The following is a 22,474-nucleotide window of genomic DNA, read 5'->3' on the forward strand; positions in this document are numbered from 1 at the left end:
GGAGGAATTTCATGTTTAAAATGAAAAAGTTGCTTACCGTAATCGTATTTTCATGTTTATTCGTACTTGTCGTTGCTGGGTGCGGAAGTAAAACAGATGAGGCAAAAGAAATGAATACGAAGCAAGGCGGGGCCATTGAGCAAATTAAAAAGCGCGGGAAACTAGTAGTTGGGGTGAAGAATGATACGAATTTATTTGGATTGAAAAACCCTTCAACAGGGCAGGTAGAAGGATTTGATGTTGATGTTGCAAAGGCGCTTGCGAAAAAAATCCTCGGAGATGAAAAGAAACTAGAATTAAAAGAAGTAACGTCTAAAACGCGTATTCCACTACTGAAAAATGGTGACATTGATGCAATTATCGCAACAATGACAATTACGGAAGAACGTAAAAAAGAAGTTGATTTTTCAGATGTATATTTTAAAGCGGGACAATCGTTACTTGTGAAAAAAGGGAGCGCTATTAAAAGTATTGATGATGTGAAAAAAGGCGTGAAGGTGTTAGCTGTAAAAGGTTCAACGTCTACAAATAATATACGTCAAAAGTCACCAGAAGCGACTGTATTAGAATTTGAAAATTATAGTGAGGCATTTACGGCGTTAAAAGCAGGGAAAGGTGATGTTTTAACGACAGATAATGCAATTCTTTACGGAATGGCAAAACAAGATTCGAATTATGAAGTTGTAGGGAAAATTTTCACGGATGAGCCATACGGAATTGCTGTGCAAAAAGGTGCAGATGATTTGACGAAAGAGATTAATAGCTTGCTAAAAGATATGAAGGCGAACGGAGAGTATGACAAACTGTATGAGAAGTGGATTGGACAAAAACCAGAAAAGTAGATAGTAAAAGTGAGAGGATGAGAGTACTCATCCTCTTCTTGTAAAGAAAGAGGGGAGAATATGTGCCTGATTTTTCTATATTAACGAATAACATTGATATGTATTTAGAAGGGTTTAAATATACAGTAATGTCTAGTGTAATTGCATTAATAGGCAGTTTTATTTTAGGAGTAATTTTGGCTATAATGCGTATTGCACCGATTCGTATTTTAAACTGGATAGGATCAGCTTTTGTGGAGTTTGTAAGAAATATTCCACTCGTATTAATTGCATTTATATTTTATTTCGCTTTACCTGTAATAGGAGTTACTTTAAATGGTTTTGTAGCAGGAACAGTTACGCTTACGGTATATACTGCAGCGTTTATTGCCGAGGTTATTCGCGCTGGTATTTTATCAGTCGCCAAAGGTCAAATGGAAGCAGCGCGTTCCTCAGGATTGACTTATACGCAAGCGATGTACCATGTCGTTTTACCTCAAGCGATGAAAATCGTAATCCCTCCTCTAGGAAATCAATTTCTTAATTTAGTAAAAAACTCTTCCATACTCGGAATTATCGCTGGTGCTGATTTAATGTATCAAGGAGATTTAATTTCAACGAAGACGTTTGTTACGTTTGATGTTTATATATTTGTCGGGATGTTTTATTTAATATTAACAATTCCGCTCAGTATGCTAGTGCGTTATTTAGAAAAACGCTTGGCAAAGGAGGCGGTGTAAATGGATTTTAAGGGAGCTATAACAGGGGATCATATCCTCTTTTTATTAAAAGGATTACTCATAACGTTAGAGGTAGCGCTTGTAGCGATTGTACTTAGCTTTATTATTGGCAGTGTAATAGGGATATTGCGCTATATGAAAATACCTGTCGTCTCACAAATATTAGGAATTATCGTTGAAGTGATTCGAAATTTACCACTACTTTTAATTATATTTTTCACTTATTTTGCACTTCCAGAAGCAGGATTGAAATTAGAAATTATAACAGCTGTAATTGTTGCGTTAACAATATTTGAAGCGGCAATGATATCTGAAATTGTTCGAAGTGGTTTATTATCGATTGAAAAAGGACAGATTGAAGCCGCAAGATCTTCAGGATTAACGTATGTTCAAGCGCTTTGGCATATCATTTTACCACAAGCATTAAGAAGAATGGTTCCACCGCTTGTTAGTCAGTTTATTTCATTGCTGAAAGATACAGCATTAGCAGTTGTTATATCACTGCCAGAGCTTATGCATAATGCTCAAATTATTAGCGGACAGAATGTGAATTATATGATTCCAACGTTTATAGTAGTAGCTTGTATGTACTTTATCGTAAATTATAGTTTATCAATTTTATCGAGAAGATTAGAACTTCGTTGACCTTTACAATATATGTAAAGGTTTTTTCCTTGTTTAACCTTATTTTCCTCTAATTAGAATCTAAATCTCGTGATAATTCAATTTTTTATATTATTTTATCAGAAAAGTTTTAATTTTATATAGAAATTGTAATCGCTTTCGTGTATATTTTTATTATCAGAAAATTTTAACAAGATATAGGGGTATCGGTAGGGGGAGGATTTAGATGCAGCAACCAACGAATGAGAAATTACATCGTACGATGAAGAGTAGACATTTATTTATGATCGCACTTGGTGGTGTAATCGGGACAGGTTTTTTCTTAGGTTCAGGTTACACCATTAATCAGGCTGGACCAGGGGGAGCCATCCTTTCATATTTAGTGGGCGGATTTATTATGTATTTAACAATGCTTTGTCTTGGAGAATTAACGGTAGCAATGCCGGTTTCAGGATCTTTCCAAAAGTATGCGACGAAGTTTATTGGACCAGGAACTGGCTTTATGATTGGCTGGTTATACTGGCTTGGCTGGGCTGTAACAGTAGGACTAGAATTAACGTCAATCGGTTTAATGATGAAAAGATGGTTTCCGAATGTTGATGTTTGGGTATGGTGTCTTGTATTCGGCGTTATTTTATATGCTTCAAACGCAATTTCGGCGAAAAGTTATGCTGAATTAGAATTTTGGTTCTCTAGTATTAAAGTAGTTACAATTCTTGCATTTGTTGTTCTTGGTGGTAGTGCATTGCTAGGATTTTTACCATACGATGGAAAAGAAGCGGCACCTCTTTTCTCTAACTTTGTAAGCGATGGCGGGTTATTCCCGAATGGATTAGCTGCCGTATTACTTACAATGATTACAGTTAACTTCTCATTCCAAGGAACAGAGTTAATCGGAATTGCAGCGGGAGAAAGTGAAAATCCAGAAAAAACAATTCCACGTGCGATCCGTAATACAGTATGGCGCATTATGTTATTCTTCATTTTAACAATGACAATTTTAGTAGGATTAATTTCTTGGAAAGAAGCAGGCGTAATTGAAAGTCCATTCGTAGTCGTATTTGATAAAATCGGTATTCCATACGCAGCTGATATTATGAACTTCGTTATTATTACTGCGTTATTATCTGTAGCGAACTCTGGATTATATGCAGCGACGCGTATACTATGGTCACTTGCAAATGAAGGAATGGCACCAACTTCCTTCCAGAAAGTAAATAAGCGTGGTATTCCAATTACAGCGCTAGTCGTAACGATTGCTGTAGCTGGTCTTTCTTTATTCACAAGCTTCCTTGCAGAAGATACAGTGTACATGTATTTATTATCTATAGCTGGTTTATCAGCTGTATCAAGTTGGATCATTATTGCTCTATCGCAACTACGCTTTAGAAGCCAGTATATAAAAGGCGGAGGAAAGTTAGAGGACTTAAAGTATAGAACACCGTTATATCCAATTGTTCCTATTTTAGCTTTAATTACAAATAGTATTGTTGTTATTAGTTTAGCGTTTATTCCAGAACAAAGAATGGCGTTATACTGTGGTATTCCATTTATCATTTTCTGCTATATATATTATTATATGAGTAAGAAACGGCAGAAACCGATGAAAGTGGAGATGGAAAAAACAAATGAAACTAATAATCAAACACCATGATATAGAGGCAGATTTATCGTATGGTCAATTAGCGATTGGAAAAGAAAACGGATATTCACCGTTACAATTACTCGTTTCCTCTATCGCAGGGTGTAGTGCAATTGTCTTTCGAACAATTTTAGAAAAGAAACGTATTCCATACGATACGTTTACAATTGAAACTGAAATTGGTAGAAGTGAAGCTTTATCAAAACCAGTTGAAAGTGTTCATTTGCACTATAAAATTAAAGCACAAAACATTACAGAAGAGCAGTTGGACAAGGCGCTGCAACTTGCAGTGAAAAATTGCACGATTGTTCAATCTGTAAAAGATAGTATAAAAGTTACGGAAACAATTGAACTAATAAAGTGAAATATAAAAACGTGAGAATACGGTTCTCACGTTTTTATGTTTTAGAGAGAGGGGAAAGTGTAATGGATTGTTTAGGTTGTAAATTAGCAAACGAAGAAGAAAAAATATATAAAGTATATGAAGATGAATATGTAACATGCTTTTTAGATCATGAACCTTTTTATCCAGGCCATACTTTAATTGTGCCGAAGCAGCATGTTGTAGAAGTAGACGAATTAGATGACGTTGTAGCGAAATCGATTATGGATGCTTCTAAGATTATTGTAAAAGCGATTAAGGCATTATATAAACCAGATGGAATTACAATTTGTCAAAATGGTGGAATCTTTAACGAGTTAACACATTACCATATGCATGTGGTACCAAGATATAAAGAGCGTTCATTTGCTGAGTTTTATACGGTGCAACTGGGGGAAAAGAAGAATCATAACTTTGAAGAGACAAGGAATTTGTTAAAAGAAGCGATAGAGCAAATACTGCTTACTGAAAAGGCATAAGAGGGATGTTCTTAATGGAACAGTGAGGAAAATTCTAATAAACAAAAGCCCAATTTCTTAGTTACAATAGAGAAATTGGGCTTTTGTTTATTCTATTATTAAATTTTATCTATAAAAAGATTTTGCAGTGTCACAAAGTATATCGTTCATTCGTTATATAGAGTGAGAGGAGGAATTATATGAAAGTTACAAACAACGATTACGAAAAGATGGAAGAGCTATACGAGTTGTACGAACAAAAAGTTTATTATGTAGCGTATTCTATTTTAAATAATATTCAGCAGGCTGAAGATGCAGTTCAAGAGACGTTTATTACTCTTTATAAGAACTTGGAAAATCTCCATAGCTTGAACATGCAAGAGCTTAAACGCTACATTTTGAGGGTCGCGAAAAATAAGGCGATTGATAGCTACCGGAAAAATAAACGACATGAAACATTTTTAGAAGAATATCAAAGAGAATCAATAGAAGCAGTAGATGAAAATATTGAAGAGTGGGAAAAACGTAAAATGTCTGAGGTTCAAATTGATACATTGCTAAAAGAGTTAAATGAATCTAACAGACAGGTGTTTAAGTACAAAGTCTTCTATAACTTAACGTATCAAGAAATTTCAAGTGTAATGGGGATTACGGAGGTTAATGTCCGCAAGCAGTTTGAACGCGCTCGAAAACGAGTCCAAAATATGATAGGAGGTATACAACATGACGAATTCAAAGAACTCCAAAGAAATATATGAACTTGCTGAAAAAATTGCTTTAGATGATTTTGATAAACTCGAAGAACGACATGAATTTTCACATACATATACACGTAAAAAGAAATTGTTTATGGAGGAAATGAAGCTGAAAGATGGACAACCGCAGAAAAAGCGTAAAAGACATTGTATGTTAATCGCTGCTGCTTGCTTATTGATTGGTATGCCGACAACCGTTTTTGGTGTAGTGAAAGTATATAATATGATTGTCCAAAAACAAAATTACGAAGTAAATGTTTCAGTAACAAATAAGGATTCGAAAAAGGGTAATAAGTGGTATAAGTTGAAGGTTGGTAAATTGCCAGAAAATATGGAAGCAATTGATGACAGTGCTATGAAATATTCATTTAAAGATAACGCCGCAATGGGGGGTTTTTCATTTGCTCTTTGGAGAATAGGAGAAAATGCAGATTTTCAAACTTTGTATTCAAAAAGCTATGAAGAAAAAGAGATAAATGGTAGGAAAGCAGTAATTGTTCATAAAGAAACTGGAAACAACAATGTAATGTTTGATAGGAAGGTCTTTCTCTTTTTTGAGAAAGAAGGGATTATGTTAGAAAGTTTTATTGGGTCAGATATAAACGAAGAACAAATGATAGATGTGTTAGGGAATATTTCACTTGAGCTTACTTCAAAAGAAAAGGCATCATATATAACGGATTATGATAAAAAGTATTTTAGCGAAGCAGATGAATCTAAAAAAACTAAGGTGATTCCTTTGAAAAAAGATAGCAAACGACTATTTCATATAGGGCAAAAGGTTCCAGTAACGATATCTATGGATAACAGCCAAATTGAATATGTGATAGAAAAAGTTGAAGTCTTTGATTCAATCAAAGATTTTAAACAAGAGAACTTTTATGAAATGGGCTTAGGAATACTAAGCAGGAATCAGGCTTTGGATCAAGCTGGACGATTGATACCATATAGAAGGGATAAATATAAAATTGGAAATGGTAAAGATTCAATTGATCAATTAGTAGAGTCAAAATTAGTTCATCCTAAATTTATTTATCTAACAACAACAGTGAAAAATATAGGTAAGCAGGCGACAGAAGAAATTTATATGCATCCATCTATAAAACTGCTTAAATCTAAAGGTAATGCATGGAACTACGCTAAAGAAGATGGAATTGCCGAGAAAAATATTATGACGGGCGAAGTTGATTATTTAGAGCCTCACGGAGATGGGAAAAGCTTCTACAATATTGGCAGTATTCGACCAGGAGAAACGGTAAAAGTTAACTTAGGTTATTTTGTAGATGAAGATAAACTAGATTCAATCTTTTTGGATGCTTTCAATTACAGAGGGATTGGTGACACTGAAAACATGAATTCGAAAAATCGTTGGTGGTTTGATATTCGTCAATAGTAAAACAGTAGGAACAAATACACTAAAAGCTGCTTACATTTAGCAGCTTTTTTCGTCTTCATACATATGTAAAACTTCTTTCGCACGAATACGCAAACCATCTATTAGTTCTTTCGGTTCTAAAACTCGTGCATCTTTTCCAAGCCTATAAAATAAAGGCGTAATAAAATTGATTTCTCCTTTATCAATTGTTGAATGTATATATCCTGTCCCGTCTTCGTTTATTACCACGAATTCTTCAAGGTAAGGCACGCTTTTACATTGGCGCACACCTTCTGTTGTCAGTAAAACATGTAACTGAATAGGACTGTATACTACGTTAGAGTTAGAGGTAAACCACTCTTCTAAATTCATGAATGTATCCTTATTTTCTTCCGTTGATAATATGGAAAGAATACGATCGACGCGATACAGTAATACTTTTTTTCTACTAAAATCATAGGAGGGCAAATACCATAAACCGTCGTGAGCATATACACCGATCGGATGAACATGCTTTGTTTTTATCCCCGATTTAGATTCGTATTGGAAGTGTAAATTTTTATTTTCGATAGCCGCTGTTAACACTTCGTTTAAAAGATGTGTATCAATTGTTCTTTTCGGATTCCAAAAAGCGATATAAGAACGTATTGTATCAACTTTCGCTCTCGCATCATCTTGTAGAGAACCATACAGTTTATGAGTAACAGAATTGATTTCGGTATTAAAAGGTAAGTCTCGGTAGTAGCTTAAAGACTGAAAAGCAAAAAAGATGGAGACTGCTTCTTCTTCCGTAAATAAAATAGGGGGAATAACTCTATTCGTTAATACTTTATAGCCGCCGTTACGACCTTGCTCAGCATAAATGGGTAATCCCATATCACTTAAATTTAAAATGTATCTATGGACAGTACGAACGGAAATATTAAATTCATCAGCTATTTCTTGAGCTGTAAATGTCTTTTTGGCAGAAGCAAATATAAGAATATCTAATAAGCGTTTAGCTTTTGACAAATGTATCACCTTTTTTCTTTTTAACATGACATAAATTGTCATGTTTTACTGTTAGTATATTGTTTACATCATATGTTATCAAGATGAGATGCAAGGAGGAAAAGATATGTCACGTGAAATAGTTTTATTTATTGCAGCTAGTTTGGATGGATATATTGCGAAAGAAGATGATGATTTACAGTGGTTAATGGAAACGGAAGGAGAGGGAGATAACGGTTATACAGAAATGTATGAAACGATTGATACAATAATCATGGGAAAAAGAACGTACGATTATGTAGTAGAGCATACGGAAACATTCCCGTACTTAGACAAAAAATGTTATGTTTTTTCTAATTCAGAAAAAGGCACGAACGGACATGTAGAGTTTGTAAATGAAGATGTAGTGGAGTTTACAAAAAGGTTAAAAGCACAAGAAGGATCTAAAATATGGATGGTCGGTGGAGGAAGTCTATTAAGAGAGTTCTTTAAGAATAATCTAATTGATGAATATGTTGTTACGATTACACCTCATATATTAGGTTCTGGAGTGCCGTTATTTCAAGGCAAGAACCCAGAAATCAATTTAACTTTAACGGATACGAAACGTTTTGGGCAATTTGTAAATTTATATTATAAAGTAAAATCTTAAAGGATAAACAAACACGACTACTGATAGTAGCCGTGTTTTTATATAGATGGTAATGAAATGGTGAAAAAAGACCCATGATCAACTTCACTTGTGACTGTAATATTCCCGCCGTGTAGTTCTACAATTTCCTTCACGATAGAGAGTCCTAAGCCAGTTCCACCTGTAGCGCGTGTTCTTGCTTTATCGACGCGGTAAAAGCGGTCGAAAATGTGAGGAAGGTCTTCAGGCGGAATACCTTCGCCTTCATCTTCAATTGTAATGGAGATACGTTTATTTTCTTCTATAACAGAAATGTGGATATGAGAATATTCTTTTGAATGTCTATAAGCGTTATTCAAAATGTTCACTATAACTTGTTCAAATCGCTGCTCATCTAAGCTTACTAGCAGTGTAGAAGGGCAAGAGAAAGAAACTTTAATGTATCTTTCTTTATACATGGCGTTTACTTTTTCGGTTATGCGAGTCAGGAAGGTGTGTAAATGTACTTCTTTTACTTGAATAGAAAAATTATGTTGTTCCATTTGTGCAAGTGAAAATAAATCTTGAACTAAGTTTGTAATGTAATCAGACTCATCTTTTATAATAGATAAATATCGTAAACGTTGTTCAGGCGATGTGCTTTCTTTTAATGCTATATCCGCATAACCCCTTACATATGTTAACGGTGTTCGTAATTCATGAGCAACACTCGCTAGAAATTCACTTCGCTCTGTTTTCATATAATGTAAATCATTAGCAAGCGTTTGAATAGACGATGCTAGTTCACCAATTTCGTCATTTCGACTAGTTGTTAATGAAACAGATAAATCGCCTTTGCTCATTTTTTCAGTGGCATGTTTCATGTGTAACAATGGTTTTGTTAACAACCGTGATAAGAGAAAGATGGTGATGGCTGTTAATAGAAAAGTAATGACTCCGGCAATAATGAATTGTCTCGTTAGCCCATTCACCATTTCTTCTATTGATGCTGTTCCGAGAAACATATATACATAGCCTTCTGTTTTTCCTGTGACTATAATTGGACTAACTGTACATATATAATTAGATGTTTTCCAATGATTCTCTATAATTGCTCCGTCATGATCTGTCCGTGTTTGCATCTTTTCAATATGCTTTTTTATAGTAGTATTTATTTCATTGGATTTAGCTAGTACATCCTTATTTGCATTTGTAATAACAACAGTGGTTTCGGCTTCGGATTCCATTAGTGCAACATGGGAGATTGTTTGCTTATCAAAATACTTTTCAAGGACATCTCTGTGACTATTTCCGCGCTTTAATAAAGCTGTCATTTCTTCATTTACTCTATTGTTGACAAGGCTATAATAAAGCGAGACAAATAGAACACTTTCGATTAAAAGTGTAACAATCAAAAAATAAAATCCGAGCTGAATAGAAATTCGCTTCATTGCTTTGCTCCTTAATCTAGAGTATCAATCCATCGATATCCGACGCCATAAACTGTTTTTAAATGGTGATCGATAGGGAAATTTACTTTTCGTAATTTATCACGCAAATTACGAATATGTGAATCGACAGTTCTATCTTCTGTATTTGTATTTAATCCCCAAATTCGTTCAATGAGCTGATCACGGCTTAATACGTAGTTCACATGGCGTAAAAATAATCCGAGCAAAGAAAATTCGATTGGAGTGAGAAGAAGTTCTTCATCATGGACAGACACAAAATGTTTTGCCTCATCCCATAAAATGCCGTGATATTCGATTTGCGCATCTTGATTCGTACGCCGTAAAACAGCTTCAATTCTTGCGAAAAGTTCCTCCTCATGGAAAGGTTTCGTTACGTAATCATCGGCTCCGATTTTTAATCCTTGGACGACATCTACTGTTTGATCACGAGCGGTAACCATAATAATAGGAACGTTACTAAATGAACGGATTTTTTTGCACGTTTCCCATCCGTCCATCTTTGGCATCATAATATCGAGTAAAATAAATTTAAAGTTTTGATTTTCTATATGTGAAATAGCTTCTTCTCCGGATTGTGCACATATGCAGTTATATCCAATTGGAGTAAGGTAAAGTGTTAATAATTCAAGCATTCTCGGTTCATCGTCTACGAGCAGTATATCAATCATAGAGAGCCCTCCATAGTTATAATCGTTACTTAAAGTTTAATGCAAAATCATGAAGAAATGGTGCAGATTATAATGCATCTGCATAATTTCTTCAGAATTGCTTGTTATTGTAAAGTTGAAATTCCATTTTAGATAATCATATTGGCTCGAAAATGATTCATACGGAGGCGGTATAGTGAAAAAGATGACCCGGGTTTTTGGGATAACAATAATTACAGCAGTTGGTCTTGCAGCATGTGGACAAACGAATACAGATCATAAAAATCATGAATCTAAAGAAGAGAAGAAAACAGAGCAAAAGGAAATGAAAATGAAGCAGGAAGTAACTGCGCCGAAAGAAATGAACGAAGGGGCATCGAATGATTTATTAACGACAAGTTTAAAAAATGTGACGAGGTTAAACACAAATGATCCATTGCAAATGGCTGTATTAACTTCACAAACGATATGGCCAGCAACTCATAAGGAGAATCAGCCAGGCGCTGTTATTTTAGTGCCAGTGAGCGAGTGGCAATTAGGGATTGCAAGTGCGGATCTTATTCATCATCCGAATAACGGGCCGATCTTATTTATAGAAAAAGAAAAGGTACCTGAAATGACGTTAAAAGAAATAAAACGGCTAAATCCGCTCGGAACGAAAGATGGAACACAAATTATGGTGATGGGGGATGTCGGTGCATCAATCCTGGAGCAATTAAAAGAGTATAAAGTAAAGCAAATAAAAGAAACGGATCCAGCTACATTTGCAAAAAATGTGGATAAAGAATATGCCGATATAACAGGAAGCTACCCAAATAGTGTTATTATCGGTTCGCCTGAAGAAGAAGGACGTTTATACACAACACCAGCTGTAAACTGGATTTCTCATATGCCAGAACCGCTTTTATATACAGAGAAAGATAAGGTGCCAGAAGCGACGATAGAGGCATTAAAGATGAGAAAAGATAAAGCGAATATATATGTATTAGGACCAGAAAAAATCGTTTCAAAAGAAGTAGAAAAAGAGTTAAGCAAATACGGGAAAGTAACGCGTATTAGTGGTGAGACTCCAACAGAAAATTCTATTGCATTTGCAAAATTTAAAGATGAGAAAACGAAATTTGGCTGGGGGTTCACAAAACCAGGCCACGGTTTATCATTTGTTTCAAGCAAAACACCAGACTTAGCAGTTGCAGGAGCACCATTTTCACATATGGGTAAACACGCACCTGTTGTAGTGTTAGAAGAAGGTAAAGCTTCACAACCAGTGTATGACTTCCTTGCTAGTATTCAACCGAATTTTAAAGATGACCCAACGCTTGGACCGTATAATCACGGTTTCTTATTAGGAAGTACGAGTGATATTTCATTTGAAACACAAGGTATATTGGATGAGAGGTTAGAGATTGTACAAGAAAGTGGTCAAGGACACGGTGGACATTAATATAATGAACAAGGGCGCTACTAAGGTAGTGCCTTTTTCTTTAGGAAACTTTTACATAGCACAAAATCCTCTACTCGTTATATAATAACCTTCGTGCAGTCGGCCTTGATTTTCTTACGGAGAAAATCAAATGATAAAAGAGTAGAGGAGTGATATTTTGTTTCAGACGATAAAAAATGACTGGTTTTCCAATGTGAAAGGGGACGTGTTATCAGGAATTGTCGTTGCTTTAGCATTAATTCCTGAAGCGATAGCTTTCTCCGTTATTGCAGGTGTAGATCCGACCGTTGGATTGTATGCAGCTTTTTGTATCGCAGTTACCATTTCATTTGTTGGCGGAAGAACTGGGATGATTTCAGCTGCAACAGGTGCAATGGCATTATTAATGGTAACGCTCGTTAAGGATCACGGTTTGCAATATTTATTTGCTACAACAATATTAACAGGTATTGTCCAAATTATTTTTGGCGTGTTCAAACTGAGTTCATTTATGAAGTTTGTCCCTAAGTCAGTTATGAGTGGTTTTTTAAATGCCCTTGGCATTTTAGTTTTTACAGCGCAATTACCGCATTTTAAAAATGCAAATTGGCAAATGTATGCACTTGTCGCATTAGGTCTTGTAATTATATATGTATTTCCACGTATTACGACGGCTGTTCCGTCTACACTTATTTCCATTATTATTGTGACAAGTATTGCACTTATGAGCGGATTACAGTTGAAAACAGTAGGGGATATGGGAAGCTTGCCGAAAGAATTACCGTTCTTTAGCATTCCTGACGTGCCTTTTACACTTGAGACATTAGGGATTATTTTACCGTATGCAGTTATGCTTGCAATTATTGGTTTATTAGAGTCATTATTAACAGCTTCAGTTTTAGATGATATGACGCATACGGAAAGTAATAAGCATAAGGAGGCACGTGGGCAAGGGATTGCAAACGTTGTTGCTGGTTTCTTCGGAGGTATGGCAGGATGTGCAATGATTGGTCAATCTGTTATTAATATTAAATCAGGTGGACGCGGACGATTATCGACGTTTGTAGCGGGCGGATTTTTAATCGTATTACTATTCGTTTTAGGTGATTATGTTGTTCATATTCCGATGGCAGCATTAGTTGCAGTTATGATTATGGTTTCAATCGGAACATTTGATTGGAACTCTGTAACAACGATTCATAAAGTACCAAAAGGGAATGCATTCGTTATGATCGTAACAGTAGTAGTCGTTCTTATCACTCACAATTTAGGATTAGGCGTAGTTATTGGTACAGTAATTAGTGCTGTATTATTTGCATTCAATATGGCAAAGATTCACGTGAAACATTTATATATTGAAAATAAGAAAATATACGAAATTCACGGTCAACTTTTCTTTGCGTCTACGGCAGATTTTATAAATGCTTTTTCATTTAATGAAGATGTGAAAGAAATTGAGATGAACTTTACTCATGCGCATGTATGGGATGACTCAGCAGTGGCATCAATTGATAAAGTTATCATGAAGTATGAACAAATTGGTGTGAAAGTAAGTATAACAGGATTAAATGAACGTAGCGCAAAACTTGTTACAAATTTAGCTACTTATAATAAAAGAATTGCTAGTTAGAAGCCTCCTTTTTAGGGGGCTTTATTATATAATACGAGTAGGATAACGAAAAGGGGATTCAGCATATGTATAAACAAATTATATTAGCGTGTGACGGTTCTGAACATGCACTTCGAGCAGCTGAGCACGCGACACATATTGCAAAATTTAACGAAGAAACAAATGTTGAAGTCGTGTATGTTGTAGATAATAGAACGGCAAAGTCAGATATTATACAAGGTCAAACGGATTTAGAAACAGTATCAGCTAGTCGAAAAGATAAATTAAAAGAGATTGAAGGTTTATTAAAGAAAGAGAACATTTCTTATAAAATTACGATATTACATGGCGATCCAGGAGATACGATTGTTCAATATGTAAATACAGGAGATATAGATCTTGTTATTGCTGGGAGTAGAGGATTAAATACATTACAAGAAATGGTACTTGGTAGTGTCAGTCATAAAATAGCAAAGCGTGTGAAATGTCCGGTGATGATTATAAAGTAAAACGAAATAGAACGTAACTAAGACCTTGATATAATTCGAGGTCTTTTTTGACGTATAAAGGGAGAGTGGGTGGGCATACTAGATATATAAGTTTTAAAAAATACTAACTTACAAATTTGTAAGTTAGTTGTTAGGAAAATCGATGTTATGAAATTTTTCTCATTGGTAAAATAAGAGTATCAAAGGGGAGATAGGGAGGATGGAAGCAATGAAATCATTTCAAAATTTATCATATAGTCAAGGGGTAAGCTTAATTTGTTTAGGGGGATTTGCTGCATCTGTTACGTTAGCTATTTTAATAAAGATGATTCATCAAATCTTTTAATCTTAGAGTAGGGAAGGAATTGGTTATTATAAATAGCAAGAAAAGGATTGTAAAGAAAAAATAGCTCCTGGCATGTATCTCAGCGCCAGGAGCTATTTTCTTATTTCTCTGTTTCTGCTTTATCGCTTGTTACGCTAACGTTACCCCATTTATATTGATCTTCTGGTGTATATTTATAATCTTTTACGCGATTATTTACACCTTTTAGGTCAAATTTATAATGAAGTGGAATTAATGGTACTTCATCATGAACTAATTTTTGCCATTTATCGTATACATCTTTACGGTACTTTTCATCAGCAGCTTTTGGAGAAATACCTTGTTTTAATAATTCTGTGTTTTTGTCAGTAGCCCAACGTGTGTAATTGAACGGCGCGTTTTTAGCCCAAATACCAGAAGGGTCTGGATCAGATGCAGTTCCCCAAGCTGCAGCGAAAAGATCAACTTTTGGATCATCTTTTTTAATCATATCGTAGAATGAGTTAAATTCATGTAAGCGGCCATCAAGAAGCTCTACTTTTAGGCCGATGTCTTTCCAAGATTGGATAAAGAATTTTGCGAGTGGTTCACTTACATCGCTACCACTCATTGATAAGAAATTAGCTTTAAATTCTTTACCATTCGGATCTTCACGGAATCCATCTCCGTTCGTATCTTTATAGCCAGCTTCATCTAATAATTTTTTAGCTTTCTCTACATCTTTATCATAGGCACCAACTTTATTGTTATGATATTTTGGTAGAGATGGTGGGATTGGTGAGTTAGCTGGATAACGTAGGCCGTGATATAATTTTTCACCAATTTCTTTTCGATCGATAGCATACGCCATTGCTTGACGTACACGAACATCTTTAAATTTCTCCTTATCCATCACTACTTCTTCTTTTTCTTTATCCATATGGCCTAATTTAAAACCGATATAGCTATAGTATAAATCGGTTTTACCGACTAATTGTGCATTTTTTAATTTACTTACATTTGGATATTGATCTGCACTTACTTCAGCGATATCAATATCACCATTTTTTAAGGACGCGTTAACAACGGAAGGGTTAACAACTTTTAAAACCATGCTTTTCAGTTTTGGTTTTCCACCATAATAGCCATCAAAACGTTCAAATTCAACGGATTCTCCTGGCGTAATTTTCTTCACTTTAAAAGGTCCGAAACCAATTGGGTTTTTACGGATTTTATCAGATTCTGCTAATTTATCGATTGGTACATCTCCTAAGTATTTCTTATGAAGAGGGTATGCCCAAAGCCCAGTTTTCACTGAAGGATTCTCTGTTTTAAATGTAATCGAAATTGTTTTTGGATCCGTTACCTTTATACCTGAAATTTTATCGGCTTTTCCATTGTGGTAATCTTCCATACCTTCAATCATTTGCATTTGAGTGTCATAGCGAGAACCAGCATATTGTTTGCTACCAATTACTAGATAAGAGTATTCTAAATCCTCAGCAGTAACAGGGTTTCCATCATGCCATTTTACATTATCTTTAATTTTTAGTGTAATTGTCTTTTTATCTTTAGAAATTTCATATGTAGCAGCACCATCATTCGTGTATTCCCAGTTTTCGTCATTTGATAATAAAGACTCATCGAAAATTGTAATGACCTGGTTATCAGGATCTCCTTCATATACAGCGAAGTTCAAAAGTCCTTCAAATGGTGTGTTAGAAACAAGACCATAAGTTAATGAACCATCTTTAATTTCCTTTTTATCATTTTTAACAGATGCACTAAATTTATTTGTATCTACTTTTTTTGTGCTGCTCGTTTTTTCACTACCACCACTGCCCCCACATGCTGAAAGTAGTAATGTTGAAACCGCAAGTGTACTTAATACTTTGAAAAACTTTGGCTTATTTGTCATTTCTTCCACCCCTTATCCTTTTCTTTGTCTTGCGTCTGCCGAGCGGCGTAACGCTTGACCAATAAAATTTATACACAGCATCAATGTTAAAATCATGACTGATGCGGGTAACCAAATCCACCATTTTTCTTGTAATACATCTGGATTTCTAGCATAACTAACAAGTGTACCAAGGCTTGGTGTACTTTCTGGTAGACCAAATCCTAAGAAAGTTAGACCAGATTCAATACCAATGTTTCCAGCAAGATTTAATGTAATACTAACGATGATAATTGAACTTAGGTTAGGTAGTACTTGGAAAAGGATGATTTTCCAGTTTGGTGTTCCTAAAGTTTTAGATGCAGAGACATAATCTAGTTCTTTTTCAGTTAATACTTTTGAGCGAATTAATCTGGCCTTTCCTGTCCATAAGAACACGCTCATAATTAAAATGAAAGTAAAAATATTGAATGTAGGAACAAGTGTAATAAATACAATTACAAGCATTAAAAATGGTAAAACCATAACAAAGTCGATAATGCGCATAATGATATTATCAATAGCTCCTCCAAAATACCCGGCAATTAATCCAATTGAAAGACCAATTAAACAAGAAAGAATAGTAATTGCTAATCCAATTGTAAAGGAGTTACGTGTACCAATAATAAGTTGGCCGAAAATGTCGCGTCCTCCGTAATCTGTTCCTAACCAATGTTCAGCAGAGGGAGGAGCATAAATAGCGAATAAATCAACTCGTACAATATCTTCTTGTTTCATAATAAAAGATGCTGTGTAGACTGCTAGTAATAAGATTGCTAGGAAAATAAGTGAAAACATTGCTAATTTATCTTTACGAAGTTCTCGCCACATAATAGAGAAACCAGAAGGGCTTTTTTCGTAATGAATAACTTCAGTTTGTTTTTCAGGGTTTGCTAACATAACGTCATCTCCTTTCTTTAATCAATACGAATACGTGGATCGACGATGCTTAGAATAATATCTGAAAGGAGAGTTCCAAGTAACGTTGCAAATCCAGTAAACATAACGAGTGCAGTTATTACACTAAAATCACGTTGAGAGATAGATTGTATAAATAGTTGTCCAATTCCTGGATAGCTAAAAATACTTTCTAAAAAGATGGCACCGCCAACTAATCCTGTAATTTCATAGCCTAAGAAGGCTGCAATTGGTAAGAATGAATTTCGTAAAATATGTCTAGAATAGATTTTTGATTCTGGAACACCTTTTGCTCTTACTGTACGCACAAAATCTTTATGCTTCGTATCAATAATTTCGCTTCGTAAATATTGAACCGTACCAACTGTCGCAATTAATGCACCAGATAAAGCTGGTAATAGCATGTGATTCAATTTACTTAAATAATAAGCAAATGTACCTGTTGCAACTTGAGGATCAACGCTACCGCCGGTTGGGAATATTGCAAACTTAAATCCGAATAGGAAGAGCATAATTAATGCAAATATAAATAGTGGTGTAGCAAAACCTAGATAGTTGTAAATGGTAATGAGTCGATCAGCCCAGGTATCATTCCACCGCCCACTTATAACTCCTAGTGGTATGGCAATTAAATAAGTAAGAATAAGAATGACAAGTGCTAAAGATACTGTATTTCCAAGTCGTTCTCCAATTAAATCGGTTACCTTCATTTTATGTGCATAGGAAATACCGAAGTCACCTTGGACGGCATTTTTAATCCAGCGAACATATTGTGTTGCAACTGGGTCATTTAATCCAAGCTTTTCACGTTGTTCTTCAATCACTTTTGGATCCGCTTTTGGATTCATCGCTCTGCCGGTTAAGGCATCGCCAGGCATTGCTTTAGCTAGTAGAAAGACAAGTATACTTAACACGAATAATTGCGGGATCATCACTAAAAATCTCCGTAATATAAACTTCCACATGTTTTATCACTCCCTTATGGTAATGCCACCCGGTGCGTTGGCGAGATTGCTTTTAAGTCATAAGCCCGACCGTTTTCATTGAAATAATTTTCGTATGATTTCTCGTACTCAGAGCTTACTTGTTGACGGAGCTTACGCTGTTGTTCTCTGTTTTCAGGACGAATATCAGGAATTGCTGATATTAGGCGTTTCGTATAAATATGTTGCGGATTATTATAAATTTCTGTACTAGTTGCTTCTTCGACAATGCGTCCGCGATACATAACACCGATACGGTCACACATATGACGAATTACACCTAAATCATGACTAATGAATAAGTATGTTAGTCCGAGTTCAGCTTGTAAATCTTGCAAGAAGTTTAACACTTGTGCCTGTACAGACACGTCAAGCGCAGATACTGGCTCATCTGCAATAATAAGCTTCGGTTTTAAAGTAAGAGCGCGTGCAATACCAATCCGCTGCCTTTGTCCACCGGAAAATTCATGTGGATATTTATAAATAGACTCTGGATTTAGACCAACTTTATCAAGATATTCTTGAACTGCTCTACGTTCTTCATCAGGTGAGAGCTTCTCAAAATTTCGAAGAGGCTCAGCAATAATGTCGAGAACACGTTTCTTCGGATTTAATGATGAATAAGGATCTTGGAAAATCATTTGAATATCTTTTCGTTGTTCACGTAGCTCAGAGCGACTTAATTTTGTTAAATCTCTATTATTAAAATGAATGCTACCCTCTGTTGCTTTCGTTAAATGCATAATTGCTTTACCCGTTGTTGATTTGCCACTTCCTGATTCACCAACAATCCCGTATGTTTCACCTGGTTGTAATTCAAAACTTACACCATCGACAGCGCGCACGTAATCTAATGTGCGTCCGAAGAAACCACCTTTAATTGGAAAATGTACTTTTAAATCTTCTACTTTAAGCAGTGCCATGAGTTACGTCATCTCCTTTCTTATCTTGGAAGTTGAAATGCTTGTAGCAAGTACAACGTACCCAATGGTCTGGTTTTACTTCATGTAAAATTGGATTTTCCTCGTGTTGATCAGGTCTAATCCATGGAATTCGAGCTTGGAAACGGCAACCTGTGCGAGGAAGTTTCGCTAACGAAGGAACCACCCCTTGAATTACATGCAATTTTTCTTTTTCAGCATACGCAGATGGAATGGAGTTTAATAGAGAACGAGTATATGGGTGAAGAGGATTGTTAAAAATCTCTTCAACTTTTCCTGTTTCTACAACTTGTCCAGCGTACATAACGACGATACGATCAGCTGTTTCTGCAACAACACTTAAATCATGAGTAATTAAAATGATGCCCATTTTCGTTTGTTCTTGAATAGATTTTAGTAAGTCTAAAATTTGTGCTTGGATGGTTACGTCAAGAGCCGTTGTTGGCTCATCTGCAATAATGAGTGCTGGGTTACAAGCAATTGCAATTGCGATAACAATTCTTTGTCTCATTCCGCCAGATAATTCGTGTGGGTATTGTTTATATGTAAGTTCTGGTTTTGGAATACCAACTTGATGAAGTAGTTCTAAGGTGCGTTCTTTCTTTTCAACTTTTGAAAGGCTTGTGTGGTAGTCTAAGTTTTCTTCGATTTGTTTTCCAACTGTCATAAGAGGATCGAGTGCTGTAAGAGGTTCTTGGAAAATCATGCCGATGTTTGAGCCGCGTACTTTATTCATCTCTGCGGCTGACATAGTTAGCAAATCCTTATCTCTATAGTTAAGCTGCCCTTGTAACTTTGTATTTGCTTCATTATGCAGTCGCATAATAGAAAGGGCAAGTGCACTTTTTCCGCAACCTGATTCACCAACTATCGCGACAATTTCATTTTCATGGACAGTTAACGAAACATCATCAACTGCGGCATGATATTGATCTTGTATACGAAAGGAAGTCTGTAAGTTTTCAATGCGAAGAAGTGGATTCTTCATGGCTATCCCTCCATCTTTCTGAAAAGACTAAATATTTTGTATGTTGTTGTTATTTTAATATAAATTGACAATGTTTGACAAGCACAAGTTGAAAAAATATTCAAAAATCTTTTTATATAAAGATTGGATGCATTTATATAAGTAGTTGGAGTGCTTTGAAAACGCTAACATGTATAAGGTAGGGAAATAAATCTTTTGTAGGAAAAAAGGTTTATATGTAGAAAAAAGAGAGGTGTTCTCGAAAGAACAGTCTCTCTTTTTTTGATAAGAATAATATTAGTGCTTAAGCTTGCTTTTGTTTTACTGACCCTGTATTTAAAGTAAGAGCAAGGAAGAACATTGCAAGTACACAAGATGCAAGTAATAAGATGAATCCGCCATCCCATCCGAATGCATCTACGATAAAGCCCATAGCGGCACTGGCGAAAGTTGCTCCACCTAAGTAACCGAAGAAGCCAGTTAAGCCTGCTGCAGTTCCAGCCGCTTTCTTTGGTGCTAAGTCAAGAGCGTGTAGACCAATTAACATAACAGGTCCGTAAATTAAAAATCCAATCGCGACAAGTGCGATACTATCAACCATTGGATTACCAGGAGGGTTTAGCCAGTAAACAAGAACGGCGATAAATACACCAACCATAAATAAAATACCAGCAGGTGCGCGGCGTCCTTTAAATAGTTTATCACTCATCCATCCGCAAAGAAGCGTACCTGGAATACCAGCCCATTCATATAGAGCGTAAGCGGTACGTGAGCTACTATGAGTAAAGCTTTTTTCCTCTACTAAATAAGTAGGAGCCCAGTCTACAACGCCGTAACGTACGAAGTATACGAAAACGTTCGCGATAGCGATGTACCATAAAAATTTATTGTTTAGTACGTATTTAAATAAAATTTCCTTTACCGAAAGTTCGCGTTCGCGATCTTGTACTTTTTCATCTGTTGGATATTCTCCAGTATGTTCCTCGATAGAAGGTAATCCGCAAGATTGAGGTGTATCTCTCATTGTAATTAACACATAAATACCAACTAAAATTGAAAGAATACCTGGGAAGTAAAAAATACTCTTCCAGTCATTTGCAAAGAAGTATAATCCTAATGTTACAAGAGAAGGCATAAGTGCGCCGCCGACATTATGAGCGACGTTCCAAATAGACATTTTTGTACCCCGTTCACTAATAGAGAACCAGTGAACCATCGTACGACCACAAGGAGGCCATCCCATACCTTGTACCCACCCATTTAAAAACTGAAGTACAAACATAAGTATGATGCTCGTTGTAATGAAAGAAAATGAGCCGAAAATAATATTAATGATACCTGATAAAAATAGCCCAGCTGCTAAAAAGTAGCGAGGATTACAACGGTCGGATACGATACCCATAAGAAATTTACTTAATCCGTAAGCGATAGATACTGCTGAAAGGATAACCCCAAGTTCGCCTTTACTAAAGCCTTGTTCGATTAAGTATGGCATTGCTAGTGAAAAGTTTTTTCGAACAAAGTAGTAACCTGCATAACCGATGAAGATACCTAAGAATACTTGTAAACGTAATTTACGGTATTCGCTATCAACGCGATCAGCTGGTAAGCGTTCCGCGTGGGGCGCAGGCTTAAATAATTGTGTAAAAAACATAAAATGAAAATCCTCCCCTAATTAATTCGAAGTGTTGTAAGGCAGAGAGAATATAAAAAGGCCATGAAATATAAAAAAGTTTCCTTTTTTATGATTCATAGCCGTGTACTCCGATTCTCCGTGACTGTCAATATTAACTTCGTCGAAAATTATACAACTTTGTGACAAAAATGTAAACGTTTTTATAAATAAAAAGTGTTGACGGATTTTATTCGTGGGATTAATATTTAAATACGTTAAATATTTTATTGCTTAAATAAGAGGTGGATAACATGCCAAATGATATGACGCATATCGATAAAATTCAAGCTCTTGCCTTTTCGATTGGAAAGAAAATGCAGACGGAGTTATTAGAACAAATGCAAGCAACAGGACTTACACCACCGCAGTTTTATATTTTAAAGATTTTAGATCATTACGGTGCTTCAAGAGCGACAAAATTAGCAAAAAAGATGTATGTAAAGCCTAGTGCAATTACAGTGATGATTGATCGCCTAATTGACCAAGAGCTTGTAGAACGCTATCACGACAAAGATGATCGCCGTGTTGTCATCATTGAGTTAACAAAAAAGGGGAAATCTAGAGTAGAAGAGGCAATGATCGCTCGTAATGAGCACATTGCAAAATATTTCTCACATTTAGAATTACAAGAAAGAGAAGATTTGTTACGTCTCTTTGAGAAGCTAGAAACAATTATTTGCGGGACACAAGAGAAAAAAGAGAATAACTAAGAGG

At 35.5% G+C, this 22,474-nt stretch carries 23 protein-coding genes; 14 read left to right on the forward strand and 9 right to left on the reverse strand.

Translation table 11 applies throughout. The features are described 5' to 3' along the window. Positions 1-11: 11 nt before the first annotated feature. The 8 genes from glnH (at position 12) to ACYVEC_RS04825 (ending at position 6,815) form a co-directional block, all read left to right on the forward strand. Positions 12-842, forward strand: coding sequence for a glutamine ABC transporter substrate-binding protein GlnH (gene glnH / locus ACYVEC_RS04790; RefSeq protein ID WP_460505774.1), 831 nt, complete (start codon positions 12-14; stop codon positions 840-842). A 62-nt stretch (positions 843-904) separates the two neighbouring features. Then, positions 905-1,561 carry an amino acid ABC transporter permease gene (locus ACYVEC_RS04795; protein ID WP_063225140.1) on the forward strand — a complete coding sequence of 219 codons (657 nt, stop codon included), beginning with the start codon at positions 905-907 and terminating at the stop codon, positions 1,559-1,561. Continuing rightward, positions 1,562-2,206, forward strand: coding sequence for an amino acid ABC transporter permease (locus ACYVEC_RS04800; protein ID WP_063225139.1), 645 nt, complete (start codon positions 1,562-1,564; stop codon positions 2,204-2,206). It abuts the gene before it with no gap. 205 nt (positions 2,207-2,411) lie between these two features. Next, positions 2,412-3,839, forward strand: a complete 1,428-nt coding sequence (locus ACYVEC_RS04805; RefSeq protein WP_063225138.1) for an amino acid permease — start codon at positions 2,412-2,414, stop codon at positions 3,837-3,839. After that, positions 3,814-4,191 (forward strand): OsmC family protein, encoded by a 378-nt coding sequence (locus tag ACYVEC_RS04810; RefSeq protein WP_048525050.1) that lies wholly within the window; start codon positions 3,814-3,816, stop codon positions 4,189-4,191. The genes ACYVEC_RS04805 and ACYVEC_RS04810 overlap by 26 nt, the downstream gene beginning before the upstream one ends. 62 nt (positions 4,192-4,253) lie before the next feature. Further along, on the forward strand, positions 4,254-4,688 hold the full coding sequence (locus ACYVEC_RS04815) for an HIT family protein (protein WP_063225137.1): 435 nt from the start codon (positions 4,254-4,256) through the stop codon (positions 4,686-4,688). Positions 4,689-4,867: 179 nt separating this feature from the next. Further along, positions 4,868-5,425, forward strand: coding sequence for an RNA polymerase sigma factor (locus ACYVEC_RS04820; protein ID WP_460505777.1), 558 nt, complete (start codon positions 4,868-4,870; stop codon positions 5,423-5,425). Then, positions 5,391-6,815 carry a DUF4367 domain-containing protein gene (locus tag ACYVEC_RS04825; RefSeq protein ID WP_460505779.1) on the forward strand — a complete coding sequence of 475 codons (1,425 nt, stop codon included), beginning with the start codon at positions 5,391-5,393 and terminating at the stop codon, positions 6,813-6,815. The genes ACYVEC_RS04820 and ACYVEC_RS04825 overlap by 35 nt, the downstream gene beginning before the upstream one ends. Before the next feature lie 39 nt (positions 6,816-6,854). Here the strand turns inward: ACYVEC_RS04825 and ACYVEC_RS04830 are convergent, their stop codons facing one another. Then, on the reverse strand, positions 6,855-7,850 hold the full coding sequence (locus ACYVEC_RS04830; protein WP_460505781.1) for a helix-turn-helix transcriptional regulator: 996 nt from the start codon (positions 7,848-7,850) through the stop codon (positions 6,855-6,857). 64 nt (positions 7,851-7,914) lie between these two features. Between ACYVEC_RS04830 and ACYVEC_RS04835 the strand changes: the two genes are divergently transcribed. Continuing rightward, on the forward strand, positions 7,915-8,439 hold the full coding sequence (locus ACYVEC_RS04835; protein WP_454015928.1) for a dihydrofolate reductase family protein: 525 nt from the start codon (positions 7,915-7,917) through the stop codon (positions 8,437-8,439). A 38-nt stretch (positions 8,440-8,477) separates the two neighbouring features. Here the strand turns inward: ACYVEC_RS04835 and ACYVEC_RS04840 are convergent, their stop codons facing one another. After that, the gene (locus ACYVEC_RS04840) at positions 8,478-9,848 is read right to left on the reverse strand and encodes a sensor histidine kinase (protein WP_460505783.1); all 1,371 of its coding nucleotides are present in this window, start codon (positions 9,846-9,848) and stop codon (positions 8,478-8,480) included. Positions 9,849-9,859: 11 nt separating this feature from the next. Beyond that, positions 9,860-10,537, reverse strand: a complete 678-nt coding sequence (locus tag ACYVEC_RS04845; RefSeq protein WP_063225131.1) for a response regulator transcription factor — start codon at positions 10,535-10,537, stop codon at positions 9,860-9,862. 175 nt (positions 10,538-10,712) lie between these two features. On the opposite strand from ACYVEC_RS04845, the gene ACYVEC_RS04850 reads away from it, so the two are divergent. From ACYVEC_RS04850 to ACYVEC_RS04865, 4 genes are all read left to right on the forward strand, one after another. Then, positions 10,713-11,960: a cell wall-binding repeat-containing protein gene (locus ACYVEC_RS04850; protein WP_460505786.1), complete on the forward strand. Its 1,248-nt coding sequence runs from the start codon at positions 10,713-10,715 to the stop codon at positions 11,958-11,960. Positions 11,961-12,117: 157 nt separating this feature from the next. Continuing rightward, the gene (locus tag ACYVEC_RS04855; RefSeq protein ID WP_063225129.1) at positions 12,118-13,569 is read left to right on the forward strand and encodes a SulP family inorganic anion transporter; all 1,452 of its coding nucleotides are present in this window, start codon (positions 12,118-12,120) and stop codon (positions 13,567-13,569) included. 65 nt (positions 13,570-13,634) lie between these two features. After that, positions 13,635-14,057, forward strand: a complete 423-nt coding sequence (locus ACYVEC_RS04860; protein WP_000277989.1) for a universal stress protein — start codon at positions 13,635-13,637, stop codon at positions 14,055-14,057. A 199-nt stretch (positions 14,058-14,256) separates the two neighbouring features. Further along, entirely contained in the window at positions 14,257-14,382 is a 126-nt protein-coding gene (locus ACYVEC_RS04865) for a DUF4027 family protein (RefSeq protein ID WP_080468770.1), read from the forward strand. A 100-nt stretch (positions 14,383-14,482) separates the two neighbouring features. Here ACYVEC_RS04865 and opp4A read toward each other — a convergent pair whose 3' ends face one another. The 6 genes from opp4A to glpT form a co-directional block, all read right to left on the reverse strand. After that, entirely contained in the window at positions 14,483-16,258 is a 1,776-nt protein-coding gene (gene opp4A / locus ACYVEC_RS04870) for an oligopeptide ABC transporter substrate-binding protein (protein ID WP_460505789.1), read from the reverse strand. 12 nt (positions 16,259-16,270) lie between these two features. Continuing rightward, positions 16,271-17,176 (reverse strand): ABC transporter permease, encoded by a 906-nt coding sequence (locus ACYVEC_RS04875; RefSeq protein ID WP_460505791.1) that lies wholly within the window; start codon positions 17,174-17,176, stop codon positions 16,271-16,273. 17 nt (positions 17,177-17,193) lie between these two features. After that, a complete protein-coding gene (gene opp4B, locus ACYVEC_RS04880; RefSeq protein ID WP_063225126.1) occupies positions 17,194-18,159 on the reverse strand; it encodes an oligopeptide ABC transporter permease in 966 nt (321 codons plus the stop codon). 14 nt (positions 18,160-18,173) lie between these two features. Beyond that, positions 18,174-19,100, reverse strand: coding sequence for an ABC transporter ATP-binding protein (locus ACYVEC_RS04885; RefSeq protein ID WP_098986089.1), 927 nt, complete (start codon positions 19,098-19,100; stop codon positions 18,174-18,176). Continuing rightward, entirely contained in the window at positions 19,087-20,106 is a 1,020-nt protein-coding gene (locus ACYVEC_RS04890) for an ABC transporter ATP-binding protein (RefSeq protein ID WP_063225124.1), read from the reverse strand. Before ACYVEC_RS04890 ends, ACYVEC_RS04885 begins: the two co-directional genes overlap by 14 nt. Before the next feature lie 283 nt (positions 20,107-20,389). After that, positions 20,390-21,739, reverse strand: a complete 1,350-nt coding sequence (gene glpT / locus ACYVEC_RS04895) for a glycerol-3-phosphate transporter (protein ID WP_063225123.1) — start codon at positions 21,737-21,739, stop codon at positions 20,390-20,392. 272 nt (positions 21,740-22,011) lie between these two features. Here glpT and ACYVEC_RS04900 point away from each other — a divergent pair, with 272 nt between their 5' ends. Further along, positions 22,012-22,470 (forward strand): MarR family winged helix-turn-helix transcriptional regulator, encoded by a 459-nt coding sequence (locus ACYVEC_RS04900; RefSeq protein ID WP_063225122.1) that lies wholly within the window; start codon positions 22,012-22,014, stop codon positions 22,468-22,470. Positions 22,471-22,474: the final 4 nt, after the last annotated feature.

This window comes from Bacillus sp. MN7755 (assembly GCF_054771475.1).